The following is a 16,866-nucleotide window of genomic DNA, read 5'->3' as shown; positions in this document are numbered from 1 at the left end:
AGAAGAAATGTAAGATTTCAGAGAGGAGGATTTCCAAGCGCGATTCTTATTGAAAGCTAAGGAGTTTAGAGTTCCATACCACCGTCTATAACTATTATCTGACCGTTTATGTACGTTCCATCGAGTACAAGGAATTTCACTAATTTAGCAACTTCTTCCGGCTTTCCAAATCGTTTCATGGAGATTTTTTCAAGGGCTGCTTTCTTGATATCTTCCGGTAATTTTTCTGTCATAGGTGTTTCGATAAATCCCGGTGCGATGGCATTTGCACGAACGTTTTTCCTCCCGAATTCCTTAGCCAAAGATTTGGTCAGACCAATCAACCCTGCTTTTGAAGCGGCGTAATTCGCTTGACCTATGTTACCCTCCAGACCTACAACGGAAGAAATGTTGATTATCACGCCTTCATTTTTCACAATTTCCCGAATCGTTGCTTTAATCATATTGAACGCGCCGGTAAGGTTCGTGTTTATTACACTGTCCCATTCTTCATAACTCATTCGGTAAATCAAGTTATCCTTTGTGATTCCTGCATTGTTAATCAAAATATCAACTCTTCCAAATTTGTTAATCACGTCTTTGACAGCACCTTCAACTGCAACTCTGTCAGTGATATCAACTACATATTCATAGTAAAGTCCTTCGTGTGTACTTTCAGTAGAAGGCACGTAATTGAATCCAATAACAATGCATTCTTCTTCTAAGAACTCTCTAGTTATTGCTCTACCAATGCCTCCTGAGGCACCGGTGACAATTGCAACCTTTCCATTAAGCCTGCCCATATGCACTTCCTCCTAAAATTTTTCTTGTCTTTAAAGCAACGAAATAAGACATTGCCAATTTAAGAGCATCAAGAAAAATAAATGGTAGAACACCAACTAAGAATGCTTTCTTGTAGCTTCCTATATGAAAGCCTAAAACAGTCCAACCAATTAGGTAAACTACAACAAGTCCAAGTAATCCAGACAATATTGCATTTGTCCTTCTTGAAAGCCAAGAAATTACGAAAGCACTTATTGGAAACGCCCACAGATAGCCCGAAGTGGGCCCTATGAGATGAATGATCCCACCAGAAAAGTTTGCAAATACAGGCAGTCCCACCGCTCCAAGTACCAAGTACACTAGCATGGAAAGGAACGCATCAAAAGGATTTAAAGTAAACCCTGCAAGAAAGACAAAGAACATTTGCAACGTTATTGGAACGCTTCCTATGGGAATCGAAATCTGGGCACCTACCGCTGTCAAACTGGCAAACAAAGCAATAGTTGCTAATCTTTTGAAATTCCTTGGTCTTGCTTCTTTTGGTTTTTTCTTATCTTCCACTTGGTACACCCTCCGTTCCGTCTTTGATTCCGATGAGTGAGGTGAAATGCTTAGCATTAAGTTTTGCTTTCTTAAGCATCGTAGTCAGAACGTTTTTTGGCCCTGCCTCTATAAACTCGCTAACACCAAGTGTTATCATTCTATCAACAGACTGCTTCCAGTAGACCGGACCGCTTATTTGCTCAAGAATGTAATGTTTTATCTGCTCCGGGTCTGTTATCTCTTGCGCGATACTGTTCATAACAATAGGGTATCTTGGTTGCCTGAACTTTATATGCTCCACTTCTATCGCCATCTTTTCCCTGGCACTTTCCAAGTACGGTGTATGGAATGGTCCTGATACCTTTAATTCTATCGCTCTTTTCCCATTTTCAGTAAGGTCTTTTACAAAACTTTTAACACTTTCAGCCTTTCCACTCACAACCGTTTGTTCTTCAGAGTTGTAATTTGCTATGTAAAGCCCTTCGTATTTTTTAACGAGTTCATCAATCTGCTCTATCGGCACTCCAATTACCGCTGCCATACTACCTTCGCCAGGCTTCATCGCTTGGGAGATGTACTCTCCTCGTTTTCTTACAAGGTAGATACCCGTTTCGAAATCGTAAACTCCTGCAGCGGCAAGTGCTGTATACTCTCCAAGGCTGTGCCCTGCGACAAAATCTGGTTCTTTCAAATACTTTTTCAGTTCAACGAAAGCTACATAACTTGCTAGGTATATAGCTGGTTGAGCGTTTTCAGTTAACTTTAGGATTTCCTCGTCGCCGTCCATAATCTCAACTAAGTCAAAACCAAGCACTTCGTTGGCAACTTTTGCATAGTGCCCCCATGAACCGTACTTTGAAAAATCTGTAGCCATACCGCTGTATTGTGAACCCTGACCAGGAAAAAGATAAGCTAACCTCATAAACGTCACCCCCATGCTAGGTGAATTGATAAGCCTTGAAAGACTCATTTCACGAACTCGCAGAACGTTTGAGTTGTTTCATAGAATTCGTTTACGATATCCTGTATAATCTCTTTTACCGGTTTAATTTCGTTTATCAAACCGACACATTGACCAGCCATGAACGAGCCTTCTTCGATATTTCCATCTACAACCGCTTTTCTTAGGCTGCCAACCAAAACCTCTTCCGCTTCTTGAAGGTTCTTAGTCTCCAGTTCCCTTACCTTCTTGGCAAACCTCGTTTCTATGACTCGCGCAGGATGTCCCAAAGGAGCTCCCGTTACAACTGTGTCTCGTATGGATGATTTTAAGATGAGCTTTTTGAAATTCTCGTGCGTGTCAGCTTCTGTAGAAGCGATGAATCTTGTTCCCATTTGGATGCCCTCAGCACCGAGTGCAAACATAGCTGCCATTGCTCTACCGTCGGCTATCCCACCGGCCGCTATGACAGGTATCTTTACTGCTCTGCAAACAGCGTTCACCAAAACCAGAGTAGTTACTTCACCGATGTGACCTCCAGATTCCATCCCCTCAGCGATAACGGCATCAGCCCCTATACGTTCCATCATCTTAGCCATGTTGTCGGAAGCAACTACAGGGATGACTCTAATTCCTGCTTCCTTCAATCTTGTCATGTATTTTGATGGATTTCCTGCACCAAAAGTTACAACTGGTACCTTCTCTTCTATGACTAAGTCGACCAGCTCATCTACGTAAGGGGACACAAGAATTATATTCACCCCAAACGGTTTGTCTGTCAGTGTTCGAATTGTATCGATGGCTTCTTTCAAATGCTCTCTTTTCATTGCGCCTGAACCTATGACCCCTAACCCTCCTGCATTTGAAACCGCTGCAGCCAATTTTGGAGTGCCTGCCCAAGACATACCACCCATGATTATAGGATATTCAATATTCAACAATTGACAGATCCTATTATTCTGTCTGAAATTCATCATTTTCCATCAGCCTCACTTCTTTTAACTCCTACCATCAGCCTGGCTTTCGCAACCAATTGATCACCGACCTTAGCTTTTCCATCGACAATCACTATTGGACCTTTTTTATCAACAACTTTCACCTCGTATAATAACTCGCAATCAGGCCTTACCTCTTTCTTAAACCTTGCCTCGTCAATACCTATGAAAATAGGTATCGAATCTTTTTCTAATCCTTCCAAAAGCAAAACACCAGCTGCTTGTGCAAGACCTTCGATTATGTAAACCCCTGGATATATCGGATAGTCTGGAAAATGGCCTTTGAAGATAGGTTCGTCTGATTTAACGTACTTCTTAGCAACAATATAGTCCTCACCTTGCTCGAGTACTTCATCAACCAAAAGTATTGGGTCTCTGTGAGGTAAAATCTTTAAAATCTCATCTTTTGTTTTCAATGTTTTCCTGTTTTCTTCAAGTCTTTCACTCATATCTCCCCACCACCAAGGATGCGTTATGTCCGCCAAATCCGAATGAGTTCTTAACAAAATTCCTTATCTGTACACCTTCCACAGTATTTCTTGGAATGTTGAAGTAATCTGGACCGTCCAGTTCTTCAAGGTTAGGCATACCGTGAATAAACTCGCTGTTCATTTGAATTATAGAAGCTATCGTTTCAACGGCACCCGTAGCGCCAAGGAGGTGTCCAGTTAGTGTTTTTGTAGAATTAACGTAAATTTCTTTCACTCTGTTCTCAAAAACGTTTTCTATAGCTTTTAGTTCGACCTCATCACCTGCTGGAGTACTCGTTGCGTGACAGCTCACAAAATCGATATCATCAATGGAAAGGCCAGAATCATCTATAGCCATTTTCATTACTTTAGACGACCCTCTTGCTTCCGGATCAGGAGCACTGAAATGGTGTGCATCGTCATTCATAGCAAAGCCTTTTATTTCAGCTATTATATTTGCACCTCGAGCTTTTGCAAATTCTTCATTTTCCAAGATAAGTATTCCTGCTCCTTCTCCCATCACGAAACCATCTCTTGATTTGTCAAAAGGTCTGGATGCTTTCTTTGGTTCATCGTTTCTTGTTGAGAGTGCGCGCATTGAAGCAAAACCAGCGATTGGAAGCGGGGCTATTGTGGCTTCTGAACCCCCAACTATTGCAACATCTGCGTATCCATGGCGGATCAAAAGCGCTCCAAGTGCTATTGAGTGCACCGAAGTTGCACAGGCGCTCACAGGAGCAAAATTTGGGCCTTTTAATCCATATTCCATCGCTATTACTCCACTTGCCATGTTTATGAGAATCATAGGAATAAGGAATGGACTAACCCGCTCTGGCCCCTTTTCTCTCAACACATCGTTTTGTTCTGCAAGCGTCAAAAATCCTCCCATTCCCGAAGAAACAAGTATAGCAACCCTTTCCTCAATACCTGTGAAATCGATCCCGCTCATCTCAACTGCTTGACGTGTGGCAGCAAGAGCAAATTGCGAGAATCTGTCGAGCCGTTTGGCAAGCTTTCTATCCATGTATTCTTCCGGTTTGAAATCTTTGACCTCGGCTGCTATTTGAACAGGAAGGTTTGTAGCATCAAACGAAGTTATTTTGTCAATACCGATGTACATTTTTCTCAGATTTTCAGCAAATGTTTCCAGTGAGCATCCTAACGGAGAAACGACACCCATGCCTGTGACCACAACTCTTCTCTTCAAACTACACACCCCCGTTCTTACCTGTCTTTAGTTAACCTAATCCATTAAAATTCTATCTTCTCGCCTACCACAACTCCAAATGCTTCCGGTCCAACGTGTGCAGCTATAGCAGCACCGATATTTGAAACACCGATTATAGTCTTTTCATCAAAGCCAGCTAACAACTTTTCTAAGTAGCTTGACATACTGGTGATAGTGAAACCACCTACCACGGAGTAGTTATCCGCAAAACTTTTCTCTGAAATGAAACTTTTCGCAATCTTTACCATAGATGAAACTCCTGATTCGAGTGTTCTTACTGTTCCCAAGGTGTTGACTTCACCTTCCACGTCTGTCGTAAGGATCGGCTTTATATTGAGTAACCTCCCAAAGAAAGCCTTTGCTTTTCCTATTCGACCACCTCGGTAGAGGTATTCCAATGTTGGTACAAAAAATACGAGAAGGGAGTTTTCGATTATCTTGTCAACATCAGCTTGGGTTAAACTACCCTTCTTTCTTACAAGTTCCATAGCTTTCAAAACAACATATCCTTGTTTTATCGAAGCTGTTTTTGAGTCAAGCACAACGATGTTTTTTGAACCAATTGAATTAGCAACGCTTTGAACGAGGTCATATGTGTCACTGAGCTTTGAAGAAATCGTTATAACGTAGACCTTTTCGCTACTTTCGGCTGCATTTTTTAAAACCATTTCTACCGTATTAACTTTTGGCAAGGAAGTCGTTGCGACCTCACCTTCTAACTCCATCTTGTAAAGTTCCTCGGGCATCAATGTAACTTTGTCTTCGTATTCTTTGTTGCGAACATATACTCTCAGCGGGAGAAATTTTAAGTCGAACGGTAAACTTACATTTTTTGGTAAGTCACAACCAGAATCTGTCACAAAGGTCACCATGTAGCCTCACCCCTTTAATATTTTGATGCTGTTAACTAAAAGTATTGAAAATTTCCAAAAACCGTATTATCTTCTTATTAGTGGAACACCCCCCACCATCAATTCTCACAAAAAGGAGGTACTCCACTATGCAAAATTCTGTAGTCTCTTGCCCCAAATGCGGCTCTACCAACATCTACAAAAACGGTCATGATAAGTACGGTAACCAACAATACTTTTGCAAAGACTGTAAGCGCACTTTCAGACTTGTTCATTCAAAAAAACACAAGCTCTTCTCTTTCCCTTATCCTAAATGCCCTGTCTGTGGAAAAACTATGCAAATCCACAAAATCAAAAAAGCCTTCGTTAAGTTCCGTTGCCGTTCTTGCCATACCAGAGACGAAATCCCAACTAACTTACCTCAATTTGTCCCTCTTCCTTTCGACTCTTTCAAGTTCTTCCGTTTCCCTATCTTTATTGTTCTTAAAGCCTTCGTCCTTTATTTCAAAGCTGTGTCCTTGCGTTCCATCAGAGACTCACTTAATATCAAAGTCTCTCATGTCGCTATCTACAAGTGGATCCTTAAGTTGTCTTGTTTCTTTTCCATCCTCGTTCCTGTAGATGCTTTCAAAGTCCATGGTGATGAAACTGTCGTTTTGTTTAAATCCAAAAAGTACTATGTTTGGTTCTTAGTTGACCATGAGACGAATCTCATTGTTGCTTGGCATGTATCCAAATATCGCGATATGGGTCAAGTGAAGATATTGTTAGAGAAGTTCTTTGGTAACAACGAAAGAACAATCGAACTAATTACAGATGGACTTGGTGCATATGGTGCAGTGAAGATACTATACAAGAATATCAATCATATTGTTGTGAGACTTGGGCAAAACAATCAATGTGAATCGAAGTTTTCGTTATTCCAAGACTTTGTACGAGCCAAGCGTGGATTTAAGAATATTGACAATCTTCCAATGTACGTAAACAGTTTTTGTGTAGTGAGAAATCTCTTGAAACTGAATGGCAATGATATTGCGCGTGTTATGAGTGTTCTATTGTCTTCCATCACTACAAGTTAACAGCATCAATATTTTAACGTTCCCTGGAAGAATTATACTCTATTCAACAAAATTAGTCAATATAAATTTCTTTGAGTATGAAAAATAGTCAATATAAATTTCTTTGAGTATGAAAAACATTATTATTGACAACAAACAATTGTTGTGGTATATTAACTTTTGAAAAGCGAGGTTGAACTTGATATTCCGTGTAACAACTATACATTATTCAACTATTGAGGAAGGGGGAAAAAGTATGGATTTGGAAAAAAGAGTGTGCGAAATTGTTGCGGAACAACTCGGTTTGGATGTCTCGGAGGTCGCATTAGACAAGAACCTAATGGAGGACCTTGGTGCAGACTCTCTTGATGTTGTTGATTTGGTAATGGCATTTGAAGATGAGTTCGGTGTAAAGATAAGTGATCAAGACTTGTCAAAGATCAAAACAGTAAAGGATGTTGTAGAAGCAATAAAGCTTCGTTCCTAAAAAGAACAGAGAGAAAGTTGATATCAATGGCAAATGCAAGGTCCTGAGATCTCTCAGGGCCTGTTTTATTATTTTTTAATGGAAAATATCAAAATATTTCGCACAAAAATTCATTCGTTTCTGGTATAATTACGTTGACGTTTGTAAAAATCCTTAGCAGGATGGTGGAAAGAATTGAAGATACTAGGTCACAGGGGCATACCTGTATTGTACAAAGAAAATACACTCCCTTCGTTACTTGAACCATTCTCTCTTGGAGCGGATGGGATAGAGACAGACGTAAGATTAACTAAAGATAACGTCCCCGTTTTAATTCACGACGATAACCTAATGAACTTCTGCGGTGTAGACGTAAAGGTCAGAGATTTATCTTTAGCAGAACTTAAACGTTACAAAAGCAATGGTGAGAGCGTTCCTACACTTGAGGAATTTCTCAAGTTAGCTCCTAAAGGAAAGTATTTGAATATAGAGATTAAGGAATACGAAGCAGCAGAATTAGCTATTTCGATGTGTACAACGCTTTATGATGGGGGACTCATATTTAGCTCTTTCAACCATAGCTTGATAAGTGAATTAAAAGTGAAGTACACGAGTTTAAGATTTGGCTACCTTTTTGACGAAGGGCATGCGAAACTTTCCGATGAAGAGATATTTTCACTCTTTGAACAAAACACTTACAGCGCCCATTTGCCTGTGGTTGGTCTATCTTATTTTCCGGAACGATTTCTGAAAATCATCAAGGAGTTAAAGCGAAGAAATGTAAAAATAGTTGTATGGACCGTGAACGATAGGAAGGATATTGAAAAAATCTGGGAGTACGTAGACTACATAATTACAGACGATGTAAGGCTATTTTTGTAAGTGACCGTGGGGAGGTTTGCTGATGTATAAGATCCTTGTTTTGTTAATAGTAATGTTTGCAATCCTTTTTGTCTGGTTCGATTACACTTCAAAAACTGTTGGATTCCTCTACAACCCATCAACAAATGCAGCAGAGTACCTGACTTACGAAAACAAAGGAGTCTATTTTATAGCATCAAACATCGAGAGCGATTTGGAGAAATTCTTTAGATTTCTTTCTAACCGCGGTGTGAGGTTTGTGATAGGTCCTTCCATGTCAGTCGATGGTAATAAAGTCCTACCGTTTCTTGAAAAGTACAATTTAATATCACTTTCTCCAACGATAAGTTCAACAAGACTAATAAAGTCCGGTTATATCTATTCTTTTATTCCGTCAAACGAGACTATTGTAGCCGCATTTCGCGAATACCTGAAAAAGACCGGTTGCAAAAATCTTTTGTTAGTTCTTGACGGTTCTAACAGGGAGTACAGTGACGATTTTAAAAGTCTTTTAGATGATTTTTCAGGGGATTTTGTCTACTACACGGACAGTTCATCTATTAGAGGTATATCTGCTGAAAACTACGACACAGCAATTCTTACAACTATGGACAAGGATTCTTTCGAAATTGTAAGACTACTGAAGACAGCAAATGAAAAGATAAGAGTAGTAGGTACGGAAGCCTCGTTCAGCAAAGTTTTTCTCACCCTTGGCGGTCGTTTTGTAGAGGGCACGTACTTTTTAGTCTCGAAAATTTTCACATCGCAAGGAACTGAACTGGAGCTGATAGATAACTGGGTTGAGTTTATACAGCAGCATAGATTCTTGAGTACGCAGCAGTTCCGCCGCTTTATCAATACACACGTTCTGAAAATTAAGGATAGATACGTTTATTTCACTCCGAGTGGAGTAAACACGGAAATGAAAGTTTACGTTGTCGAAGAAGGAAAATTCAAGGAGGTACAGTAAATTGGATAGTTCTAATAGCTCAAAAAGGATTGGGATTGTAGTCAACACAATAGTCCTGCTTTTACTTATTACGTTACTTGTCGTTTACTACTTTAAAATTGATAGGGATAGCACTGTTTACCTACAAAGCTTTTCCGAGATGCTGGATAGTTATATTGAAAACCGAGTTGGTGTGGTTACGGAACTGTCGAAAGAAATGACCATTAACGGAGTGGATTATTCACAACATCTGAGAATAGGTCCTAATTTTTATCTACATGGCATTTCTATCAAAGGCTATTCGTTGAAATATGTCTTCGATGAAAATGACAAGTTAGTGCTACTTGAAATTCCGATATCGATGATAAAATTTCCAGTTAGGGATTTCAAAATCATAGTCGAAGTTGGTGGGAGAGTTGTTTACTCATCTGACAAAGGACTGGTTGGAAATGTAGTGAAACACCGTACTAGTCTCGGCTTAGCAGATATAGTTACCAAGACTGAGGCAACAAAGTACGGATTTTTTGTGATGATTTCTCCGAACCCAAGTGTGTTCCTCTCAAACCTTTCTATCACCTTTCTCATCGGCTTCGTCCCGTTGATCGCACTGGGGTTTTTAAATAACATTAATGCAAGTAAAGAAAAAGACCTTGAGAAAGCTGCAACTGCTCTCAGAAGTATAGTTTCAGACATGATTCTCAGAGTGGAGACCGGTGAATACGTTGAGTACGAACCTATTGAAACAAAACATCTCCCATTGCTGAAAGTCCAAGACGCGATTTATAACTTATTCACACGGTATACGGAAGCAATTGCTGGATACAAATCAACCACCGAGGAACTGGAAAATACTATGGCACAAATAGAGGAGATGCAATCAGCTTTAGAAGAGAGAAACTTCCTTTTGATAAATACACTTGCGGAGACCGTTGAGCTCAAAGATATTGGAACAGGAGAGCATTCGAAAAAGGTTATGCAGCTCTCCTTGGCCTTAGCAACCAAGCTTGGTATCACCGATCCTGAGGAACTCAACGCAATCAAGTATGGTGCGATACTGCACGACATCGGCAAAATTGGAATACCGGACCAGATACTTCTGAAACAAGGAAAGCTCACAGCTGAGGAGTTCGAAGTAATGAAGAGTCATACTATTTTAGGTGAGCGTGTTGTTTCACAAATTCCCGGTTGGGAGCTTGTGGCAGATATCGTTCGCCACCACCACGAAAATATAGACGGCTCTGGTTATCCAGATGGTCTTTCGAAAGGTACTTTGAGCCTCAGAGCTCAGATTGTCTCAATAGTTGACGTCTTCACTGCACTGACAGAAGATAGACCCTATCGAAATGCTTTGACTCCTAAAGAAGCATTAGAATTAATGGAAAGCATGGTTGGAAAAAAGTTCGACACCGAGTTGTTTGGGAAGTTCAAAGAGGTCATTGCAGAGCAATTAGAGTTAGTCTCTTTTTTGGAGAACGTAAATGACGAAATGGGAGATTCAGAAGGTGGTTATCCCGCATGAAAAGTCGAAATCTATCCATCTTACTCGCTACCGTTTTCTGTGTCTTGTTTCTTGTCACGTATCTTTACAATGTAAAGCTATTTTCACAATTGCAACGAGCTCAGAAGTTAATTAAGGCCTACGAATTGTACGTTGCTGATAGTAAAGATTTCTCTAAGTACGTCGAGGATAATAAACTAAAGGAACTCACTTACCTTGTCGAAAAGCAAATGAAATCCCAAATCAGGTCCAAAATAGATACTGCAAAAGTTGCTTACAGAAATGGCAACTACGCCGACACGGTTAGTTTACTCAGAGAGATTAAGGATATTGAAAATCCGTGGCTTGATGAGGTATACTTTTATTTGGGTTCAGCACTGCTCAAAGTTGGAGAAGTCGAAAGTGCAAAATTATACTTATCTTCGTTCTTGGATAGTTTCACATACTCGGTATACCGTAAAGAAGCTCTCATGATCCTTCGTGAGATTGCAGATGGGGAATTGAAGAAAAAGGTTCAAGATGTGTTGAAAAACTTAGGAGAGTTCTAAGAATAAAAATCGGAGGAGCGGCAATGGTACTTAAAGATGTTCAAAATGAACGTGATGCGCGAAACATATATCTGAAAAGAGTCGGGGTTAAAGGCGTTAGATACCCAGTAGTTGTTCTTGATAGAGCCCAGGGAACACAAGCGACAATTGCAACGATAAACATGTACGTAGATCTCCCAAAAGACTATCGAGGAACGCATATGAGCAGGTTCATAGAGGTCCTCAACGAGTTCCATTTGGAAATTAATCCAAAACGAGTTAAAGACATCCTAAACAGGCTTAAAGATGTTCTAAACGCTAAGAGAGCGGTTATAGAGGTAGAGTTCCCCTACTTCGTCAAAAAGCAAGCACCTGTAACGAAAAGTGAAAGCTACCTTGAATATACCTGCTCTTTTGAAGCAGAGATTTTTGATGGGAAATTCGACTTTTTGACTTCTGTATTAGTCCCTATACACACGTTGTGCCCGTGTTCAAAAGAGATAAGTGAAAGGGGAGCACACAATCAAAGGGCTCTGTGCAAAGTTTCTTTTGAGAGCAAAGAAATGATCTGGATCGAAGACATAATCGAGGTAGTGGAAAAATCGGCAAGCGCCCCGATATTTACGTTGTTGAAAAGACCTGATGAGAAGTATGTAACAGAGCTTGCATACGATAATCCGAAATTCGTCGAAGACGTTGCGAGAGATGTTGCGATTGAGTTGAAAAAGTATGATAAAATAAAATGGTACAAAGTGGAAGTTGAAAGTTATGAATCCATACACGCACATAACGCGTATGCCTGTGTAACAAGTGATGAACTAGAAGAGCAAATTTAGCAAATGCAGTAAGTATGAGAAGGTGAGACCATGGACGAACAAACCTTAAACAAGATACTGACATACATGGGTTTTGCAGCTCGGGCAAACAAAATAGCCTTTGGTAAGGATATGATAAGGGAATACTTGACAGACAAGAGGATAGCCAAGAAGGTATTAATAGTGGCAAAAGATGCCGGAGAGCGAGTTAAGAAGGATTTAAAGATACGATGCGAAATAAACAATGTCCCATACATAGAAATTGGCGATAAGAAAGCATTGGCTAAGGCTGTCGGAAAATCGAATCTTTCGGCTGTAGGGATTCTTGACGAGAACCTTGCCGAAGCTATTATCAAGATTGCCGTGAGTAAGTAATTTGAGGTTGCCTAGTGGAGTTTCAATCTTCCAAGGGGGTGCTATATTTATGGAAGAAAAAATTGTTACCCTTGCCGAGTTTCCACTGATAGATTTTGTTAGCTTGGTCAATACGGTGTTTGAAGATTATGTGATTCCAATCAACTGGAACGTTTTGTCATTTAAAATGGACGCAAGAGAAAATTCCATTTCCTTCAGCGATTCTTTTGTATTTCTTAAAGGTAACGAACCAGTAGGCTTTATCCTTATTGCCGTACGCGGTACCAGGGCAAGAATAGATGCCATGGGTGTTGTACCAAACGAACGTGGGAAAGGTTTAGCAGATAAGATATTGAGACATGCATTTAGACACTTAAAGATGAGAAACATTGAGCAAGTAACACTTGAAGTTGCAGCAGCCGATGAGCGTGCCGTAAGGTTTTATGATAAAAACGGCTTTAGAAAACTGAGAAACCTCGATACGTTCATCCTTGAGAATCCTCAACCACTCAACATAACGTATTCAGCCCTACAGACAGATAACAGGCTCGTTTACTCAATTGCATTAAGTAATGAGATAAATATCCCAAGGAAGGTCAACTGGCAACGCGAACCTATAACTCTCATGCTTTCTGATGGAAGGTACAACTTGGTTAGATTCCATCATAGCAACCTCGAAGGTTATTTAGTCTGGGGAAAGTCAGACGAGAATTCTTCGTTTATAGTCGACTGCGCTCCAAAATCTTCAAATCCGGACGACTGGGATAAGCTCCTCTTAATATCAGTTGACTATATAGTTAGAACTGCAAGCCCATCTTTAATATCTGTAGTTGCGGTAGCAGAGGATGACTTATTGCATGCGGCAATTGAAAGAAATAACTTCAAAATATTATTAACTCAATACGAGATGGTAAGAAAGCTGTGATGGTGAAAAATAATGAAAATATTCGTGTTTAATAGACTTTCCTCAGCTGCGTTCCAGTATAGAAAAACGAGAGTATGGTAATATAATCCCAACCGAAGTCTTTTGCTAAGACATTTGCAGCTACTTGGCTCATTCCTATTCCGTGTCCAAAGCCACCACCGTAAAGTACAATCTTTTGTGCAAAACCTTCTTCGTTTTTTACAACATCCACAGTAAAGAAAGAGCTTGGTAAAGAACTTAGATCAGACCTTATAATCCCGTTAAGGAGCGTTATTTTCTTTCCTTTTACCGAAAATACCCTGGTTACATCACTGCTAGCTATCTTAAAGATTCGTTTATTCGTCTCTATAGTTATTTCCGTTACATACCTCCCTGGAGTTCGAGCACTAACATAAACATCTATAATCCTTTCAGTAACATCCTGAGTAAGTTTTTCTTCAGAAACGCTACTTTTTACCTCTACTGCAGGCGAAGCACTTTGATCAACAATTTTATCACTGAAATCCGTTGTAAGTTCAGATATTCCAACGCTCAATGTGTCGTTACGAAGTGAAGACAGCAACTGTGAGTTTACATATCTCCTTAGTTCGCTAACTGGATCGATTGCCTTAAGGCTCTTTTCATTTGTATTTGTATTATTCGCGACCGCAGCAACATTTTTCAAAGAAATTACAGCACTGTATATTTCATCCGCACTGAATTCAACTTTCCATCGAAAATACCCGTTCCTTGCTTCAGGGAAACCTAATCTTTGCAAAGTTAGAATGTCCCAGTTCTTTAGGAAGTTTTTCAGTGCTAGTTCATCATCTAAAAACAATAAGTTTTGCTGGTCTACCGATAGTACCTTTGGTTTTAAGTACGCTATCGACATCTTAAAAATATCTTTGGGATCCATTACATAACCGCCAGACACTGAATAATAGAATGTTGCGGAGAGTTTATTCTTGTAAAGGAGTACCTCTCCATTCGTTCGTTCCACCGCTAATGAACTTTTTTCATTTGGTTTTTGAAAGTTGTAAGCTTGAAAGTTAGTTGAATCGTCCATATTTGCACCAAGACCAGCGTATCTTCTGTCTGAAAGAATCTTCTCTAAAGCATACGTTCGAGCAACAACAGCTTGTGCTTTCAATGCTTCTAAATGGTAAGTACTTGGCATTTCACTTGCTACAACACTTTTCAGATACTCTTCGATTGGTAAGTCGTTTATTATGCTAAAACCACCTGATTTATTAACGAATATTTCCAAATCTCCGAAATACTTGTTTTTGCTCTTTTCTGAAATCTCCACTGACGAGTCACGAGCCTGTGCTTTTAAATAGAAACGTGTGTTAGTTTCAAAAGGCCCTATTATTCCATCGTTTGTTTCGATAATCAAACCATCGGACTTCTTTGAGAATCGTACTATTTGTCCGTGTTGCATTGTCGTAATTTGGCAATATCCTTCTCTAAAGGAGAAAATCGAATAACCATTCGAGATTTTCAAAGTGAGTTTTTCAAAGGTAGCTGAAGACAATCCACCAATAGTGGTCAGCTCTGAGCTGATTAAGACACGCACCCTTGAAGGAAACTCTTCTTTGTAATCGATGTTTGTTATTTCACCATTTGAGAATGTAAGGTACAAATCACTAAGCCCCGGGAACAGTAAACTTGACCAAGCTGAAGAGGTCTTTCCATTGATTGATAAGTTCCTCGCTAATTTAAACCTACCCTCTTTTTCGAAAATAACCTCCCTTGTGTTAACATCAAAAGCGGTTAATTTGGAAACCTTGGCTGAGTTCTTTTTCAATATGATGTTCTGATTTCTAAGAGAAATCATGACCGGGTACAACTGGCCGGGTTGAACGTTTAGTTCAGTTGCTGAAAGTACCCGGTTGATAGAATTTTGAGTAAGATTTTCTTCATTTAATATTGTAAGTTTGTAGGTACCTGGGATAACGTTTAAAAACAAAGGAAAAGCGACTTCATTAAGAGATTCGTTAAGTACAACGTTCGATGAATCATCAGTAATTATTATTTTTTCACCACTAATTGATTCCGTACCTTCATTATCAAAAGTAACAAATATCCTTGATACAATAGGTATAAGGGGGATTTCTACCTCTTGTATAAAAGAACTATAATCTACAACAACTACGCGTTTACCAGAAAAGTAAACATCACTTCCTGAAATTACCGATGCTTCAATTTCATAGGTTCCCTGCTTTGCTATACTTAAGCTCAAAATCGGAGAGCTGCTAAGCAGCGTCTCAGAATGATTTGCATCTAAGACGGTAATTTTATACAAATAAGAGAGTGCATTACTATCTAAACGTTTTATCAGAGCAGCTGTATCGTTGTCATTCGGAAAAACAAGCGAAACATTAAGCGTGAAGATTTCCTGACCAAAAAGCAGAGTACTTAAGATTGTACTTAATAAAAGCATTATAAGGATAAAAACTTGCTTGTTCACAATCTCACCTCTGCGTATCCCTCTTCATGCTTTAGCCAGAATGAGACCCAAAATTGCAAAGTAGTGAAACAAGCTACCAGATACAACAAATATGTGCCAAACCATATGATGGAACTTAAACTTTCTCCAGACATAAAAGACGGCACCAAGTGTATACATTAACCCGCCTGACACCAATAACCATATGATACCAGAATCAACACTTTTGTTCAAAGGTTTAAAAATCAGAACAACTATCCACCCCATAATCACGTAAAATAGCGTTGAAAGGTAAACAAACTTTCTAACAAAGAACACTTTGAAAATGATCCCCAAAATTGCCAATACCCATATCATGCAAAGGAATAAAATACCTGTCACACTTTTGATCGCAAGCAATAGAAATGGTGTATAACTTCCTGCAATGAGTACGTAAATGGAAGAATGGTCCAAAATCTCTAAAACGTACTTTGCTGTCTTGTGTTGGATCGCATGGTAAAGTGTTGAATTCATATAAAGCAAGAATAAAGAAAATCCATAGACAACGGCAGAAAGTATTTTCAAAACGTCCCCCTGTAATGACGCGATGACTATAAGAACAACCGCTCCGGCGATACTTAGCAAAGCTCCAACGCCGTGTGTTACAGAATTCGCTATCTCTTCTCCTAATGTATATTTCTCAATGTTGTCTTTATCTTTCACCTTAGTTCCCCCATGTTCTAGTTTTTCTTAGATTTATAAAAACCATTGGGAATATTCTTTTCCCAATGATTACGTTGAAAAAAGCAAAAGAATTATCTCGCTTTCGCAAGCTAAACTTTCAAACACATGCTTACTCGTTTATAACATCTGCCACTCTGATATTCACGCATTCTACAAACATCCCTGTTATCTCCTCGACCTTTGATTTTACATGACAGGCGATGTTGTTTGCATATTCTATGAAATTACTTTCGAATCTTGCCGGAACTTGGACCGTGAATTTTACCCTTTCCTTATCCTCATCTTCTGAGGGCTGAAATTTTTCGACAATAATATTACTTTTCTTGAAGTTCATTGTGTTTTCAGCATCCTCTAATCCAAGGAATTCACAAACACTTCTGTAGACTATTTCTTGATAGACATTCGCATTGATCTCTATTCTGCCCATAAGCGCACCTCCTACATAAAAATATGGTATAAATAATTTAGCTTAA

The 16,866-nt window shown here is 39.4% G+C and carries 19 protein-coding genes; 9 read left to right on the top strand and 10 right to left on the bottom strand.

Features of this window, described 5'->3' with window-relative positions; translation table 11 throughout:
- Positions 1-65 precede the first annotated feature (65 nt).
- The 7 genes from fabG to CBS1_RS01535 are packed head-to-tail and all read right to left on the bottom strand — an operon-like array spanning position 66 to position 5,810.
- Positions 66-782 carry a 3-oxoacyl-ACP reductase FabG gene (gene fabG, locus CBS1_RS01565; RefSeq protein ID WP_090222989.1) on the bottom strand — a complete coding sequence of 239 codons (717 nt, stop codon included), beginning with the start codon at positions 780-782 and terminating at the stop codon, positions 66-68.
- Positions 769-1,323 carry a biotin transporter BioY gene (locus CBS1_RS01560; RefSeq protein ID WP_241685541.1) on the bottom strand — a complete coding sequence of 185 codons (555 nt, stop codon included), beginning with the start codon at positions 1,321-1,323 and terminating at the stop codon, positions 769-771. Before CBS1_RS01560 ends, fabG begins: the two co-directional genes overlap by 14 nt.
- Positions 1,313-2,227, bottom strand: a complete 915-nt coding sequence (gene fabD, locus CBS1_RS01555) for an ACP S-malonyltransferase (protein WP_090222992.1) — start codon at positions 2,225-2,227, stop codon at positions 1,313-1,315. The genes CBS1_RS01560 and fabD overlap by 11 nt, the downstream gene beginning before the upstream one ends.
- A 44-nt stretch (positions 2,228-2,271) precedes the next feature.
- Positions 2,272-3,219, bottom strand: a complete 948-nt coding sequence (fabK, locus tag CBS1_RS01550) for an enoyl-[acyl-carrier-protein] reductase FabK (RefSeq protein ID WP_090223001.1) — start codon at positions 3,217-3,219, stop codon at positions 2,272-2,274.
- A complete protein-coding gene (gene fabZ / locus CBS1_RS01545) occupies positions 3,219-3,689 on the bottom strand; it encodes a 3-hydroxyacyl-ACP dehydratase FabZ (RefSeq protein ID WP_052107026.1) in 471 nt (156 codons plus the stop codon). Before fabZ ends, fabK begins: the two co-directional genes overlap by 1 nt.
- Positions 3,682-4,917, bottom strand: coding sequence for a beta-ketoacyl-ACP synthase II (gene fabF, locus CBS1_RS01540; protein ID WP_090222993.1), 1,236 nt, complete (start codon positions 4,915-4,917; stop codon positions 3,682-3,684). The genes fabZ and fabF overlap by 8 nt, the downstream gene beginning before the upstream one ends.
- 44 nt (positions 4,918-4,961) lie before the next feature.
- Entirely contained in the window at positions 4,962-5,810 is an 849-nt protein-coding gene (locus CBS1_RS01535; protein WP_128998090.1) for a DegV family protein, read from the bottom strand.
- Positions 5,811-5,938: 128 nt separating this feature from the next.
- On the opposite strand from CBS1_RS01535, the gene CBS1_RS10405 reads away from it, so the two are divergent.
- From CBS1_RS10405 to CBS1_RS01495, 9 genes are all read left to right on the top strand, one after another.
- Positions 5,939-6,868: a DDE-type integrase/transposase/recombinase gene (locus CBS1_RS10405; protein WP_033190915.1), complete on the top strand. Its 930-nt coding sequence runs from the start codon at positions 5,939-5,941 to the stop codon at positions 6,866-6,868.
- Positions 6,869-7,103: 235 nt separating this feature from the next.
- Entirely contained in the window at positions 7,104-7,334 is a 231-nt protein-coding gene (gene acpP, locus CBS1_RS01530) for an acyl carrier protein (RefSeq protein WP_033190960.1), read from the top strand.
- 174 nt (positions 7,335-7,508) lie between these two features.
- The gene (locus CBS1_RS01525) at positions 7,509-8,195 is read left to right on the top strand and encodes a glycerophosphodiester phosphodiesterase family protein (protein WP_090223333.1); all 687 of its coding nucleotides are present in this window, start codon (positions 7,509-7,511) and stop codon (positions 8,193-8,195) included.
- Between the two features lie 22 nt (positions 8,196-8,217).
- Positions 8,218-9,144 (top strand): ABC transporter substrate-binding protein, encoded by a 927-nt coding sequence (locus CBS1_RS01520; protein ID WP_090223335.1) that lies wholly within the window; start codon positions 8,218-8,220, stop codon positions 9,142-9,144.
- 1 nt (position 9,145) lies between these two features.
- The gene (locus CBS1_RS01515) at positions 9,146-10,642 is read left to right on the top strand and encodes an HD-GYP domain-containing protein (RefSeq protein WP_090223336.1); all 1,497 of its coding nucleotides are present in this window, start codon (positions 9,146-9,148) and stop codon (positions 10,640-10,642) included.
- Positions 10,639-11,169, top strand: coding sequence for a tetratricopeptide repeat protein (locus CBS1_RS01510; protein WP_090223338.1), 531 nt, complete (start codon positions 10,639-10,641; stop codon positions 11,167-11,169). Before CBS1_RS01515 ends, CBS1_RS01510 begins: the two co-directional genes overlap by 4 nt.
- 23 nt (positions 11,170-11,192) lie before the next feature.
- Positions 11,193-11,984 carry a GTP cyclohydrolase FolE2 gene (folE2, locus tag CBS1_RS01505; RefSeq protein WP_090223339.1) on the top strand — a complete coding sequence of 264 codons (792 nt, stop codon included), beginning with the start codon at positions 11,193-11,195 and terminating at the stop codon, positions 11,982-11,984.
- 30 nt (positions 11,985-12,014) lie between these two features.
- A complete protein-coding gene (locus CBS1_RS01500; RefSeq protein ID WP_033190955.1) occupies positions 12,015-12,338 on the top strand; it encodes a L7Ae/L30e/S12e/Gadd45 family ribosomal protein in 324 nt (107 codons plus the stop codon).
- Positions 12,339-12,387: 49 nt separating this feature from the next.
- Positions 12,388-13,242 (top strand): GNAT family N-acetyltransferase, encoded by an 855-nt coding sequence (locus tag CBS1_RS01495; protein WP_090223341.1) that lies wholly within the window; start codon positions 12,388-12,390, stop codon positions 13,240-13,242.
- Between the two features lie 28 nt (positions 13,243-13,270).
- Here the strand turns inward: CBS1_RS01495 and CBS1_RS01490 are convergent, their stop codons facing one another.
- The 3 genes from CBS1_RS01490 to CBS1_RS01480 form a co-directional block, all read right to left on the bottom strand.
- On the bottom strand, positions 13,271-15,691 hold the full coding sequence (locus CBS1_RS01490) for a SpoIID/LytB domain-containing protein (RefSeq protein WP_090223342.1): 2,421 nt from the start codon (positions 15,689-15,691) through the stop codon (positions 13,271-13,273).
- Positions 15,692-15,715: 24 nt separating this feature from the next.
- Positions 15,716-16,372: a PAQR family membrane homeostasis protein TrhA gene (trhA, locus tag CBS1_RS01485; protein WP_090223344.1), complete on the bottom strand. Its 657-nt coding sequence runs from the start codon at positions 16,370-16,372 to the stop codon at positions 15,716-15,718.
- A 130-nt stretch (positions 16,373-16,502) separates the two neighbouring features.
- Entirely contained in the window at positions 16,503-16,820 is a 318-nt protein-coding gene (locus tag CBS1_RS01480; RefSeq protein WP_033190952.1) for an Asp23/Gls24 family envelope stress response protein, read from the bottom strand.
- Positions 16,821-16,866: the final 46 nt, after the last annotated feature.

The sequence above is a fragment of the Fervidobacterium changbaicum genome (genome assembly GCF_004117075.1).
Lineage (GTDB): Bacteria > Thermotogota > Thermotogae > Thermotogales > Fervidobacteriaceae > Fervidobacterium > Fervidobacterium islandicum.
This window is presented reverse-complemented; position numbering and strand designations above follow the sequence as displayed.

Bases quoted from the DNA above. Each gene is read 5' to 3' on its own strand.
- fabK (WP_090223001.1), bottom strand. From the start codon at position 3,219: ATGAATTTCAGACAGAATAATAGGATCTGTCAATTGTTGAATATTGAA.
- CBS1_RS01510 (WP_090223338.1), top strand. From the start codon at position 10,639: ATGAAAAGTCGAAATCTATCCATCTTACTCGCTACCGTTTTCTGTGTC.
- CBS1_RS01535 (WP_128998090.1), bottom strand. From the start codon at position 5,810: ATGGTGACCTTTGTGACAGATTCTGGTTGTGACTTACCAAAAAATGTA.
- fabG (WP_090222989.1), bottom strand. From the start codon at position 782: ATGGGCAGGCTTAATGGAAAGGTTGCAATTGTCACCGGTGCCTCAGGA.
- CBS1_RS10405 (WP_033190915.1), top strand. From the start codon at position 5,939: ATGCAAAATTCTGTAGTCTCTTGCCCCAAATGCGGCTCTACCAACATC.
- CBS1_RS01500 (WP_033190955.1), top strand. From the start codon at position 12,015: ATGGACGAACAAACCTTAAACAAGATACTGACATACATGGGTTTTGCA.
- CBS1_RS01480 (WP_033190952.1), bottom strand. From the start codon at position 16,820: ATGGGCAGAATAGAGATCAATGCGAATGTCTATCAAGAAATAGTCTAC.
- fabZ (WP_052107026.1), bottom strand. From the start codon at position 3,689: ATGAGTGAAAGACTTGAAGAAAACAGGAAAACATTGAAAACAAAAGAT.
- folE2 (WP_090223339.1), top strand. From the start codon at position 11,193: ATGGTACTTAAAGATGTTCAAAATGAACGTGATGCGCGAAACATATAT.
- CBS1_RS01495 (WP_090223341.1), top strand. From the start codon at position 12,388: ATGGAAGAAAAAATTGTTACCCTTGCCGAGTTTCCACTGATAGATTTT.
- fabD (WP_090222992.1), bottom strand. From the start codon at position 2,227: ATGAGGTTAGCTTATCTTTTTCCTGGTCAGGGTTCACAATACAGCGGT.
- acpP (WP_033190960.1), top strand. From the start codon at position 7,104: ATGGATTTGGAAAAAAGAGTGTGCGAAATTGTTGCGGAACAACTCGGT.
- CBS1_RS01520 (WP_090223335.1), top strand. From the start codon at position 8,218: ATGTATAAGATCCTTGTTTTGTTAATAGTAATGTTTGCAATCCTTTTT.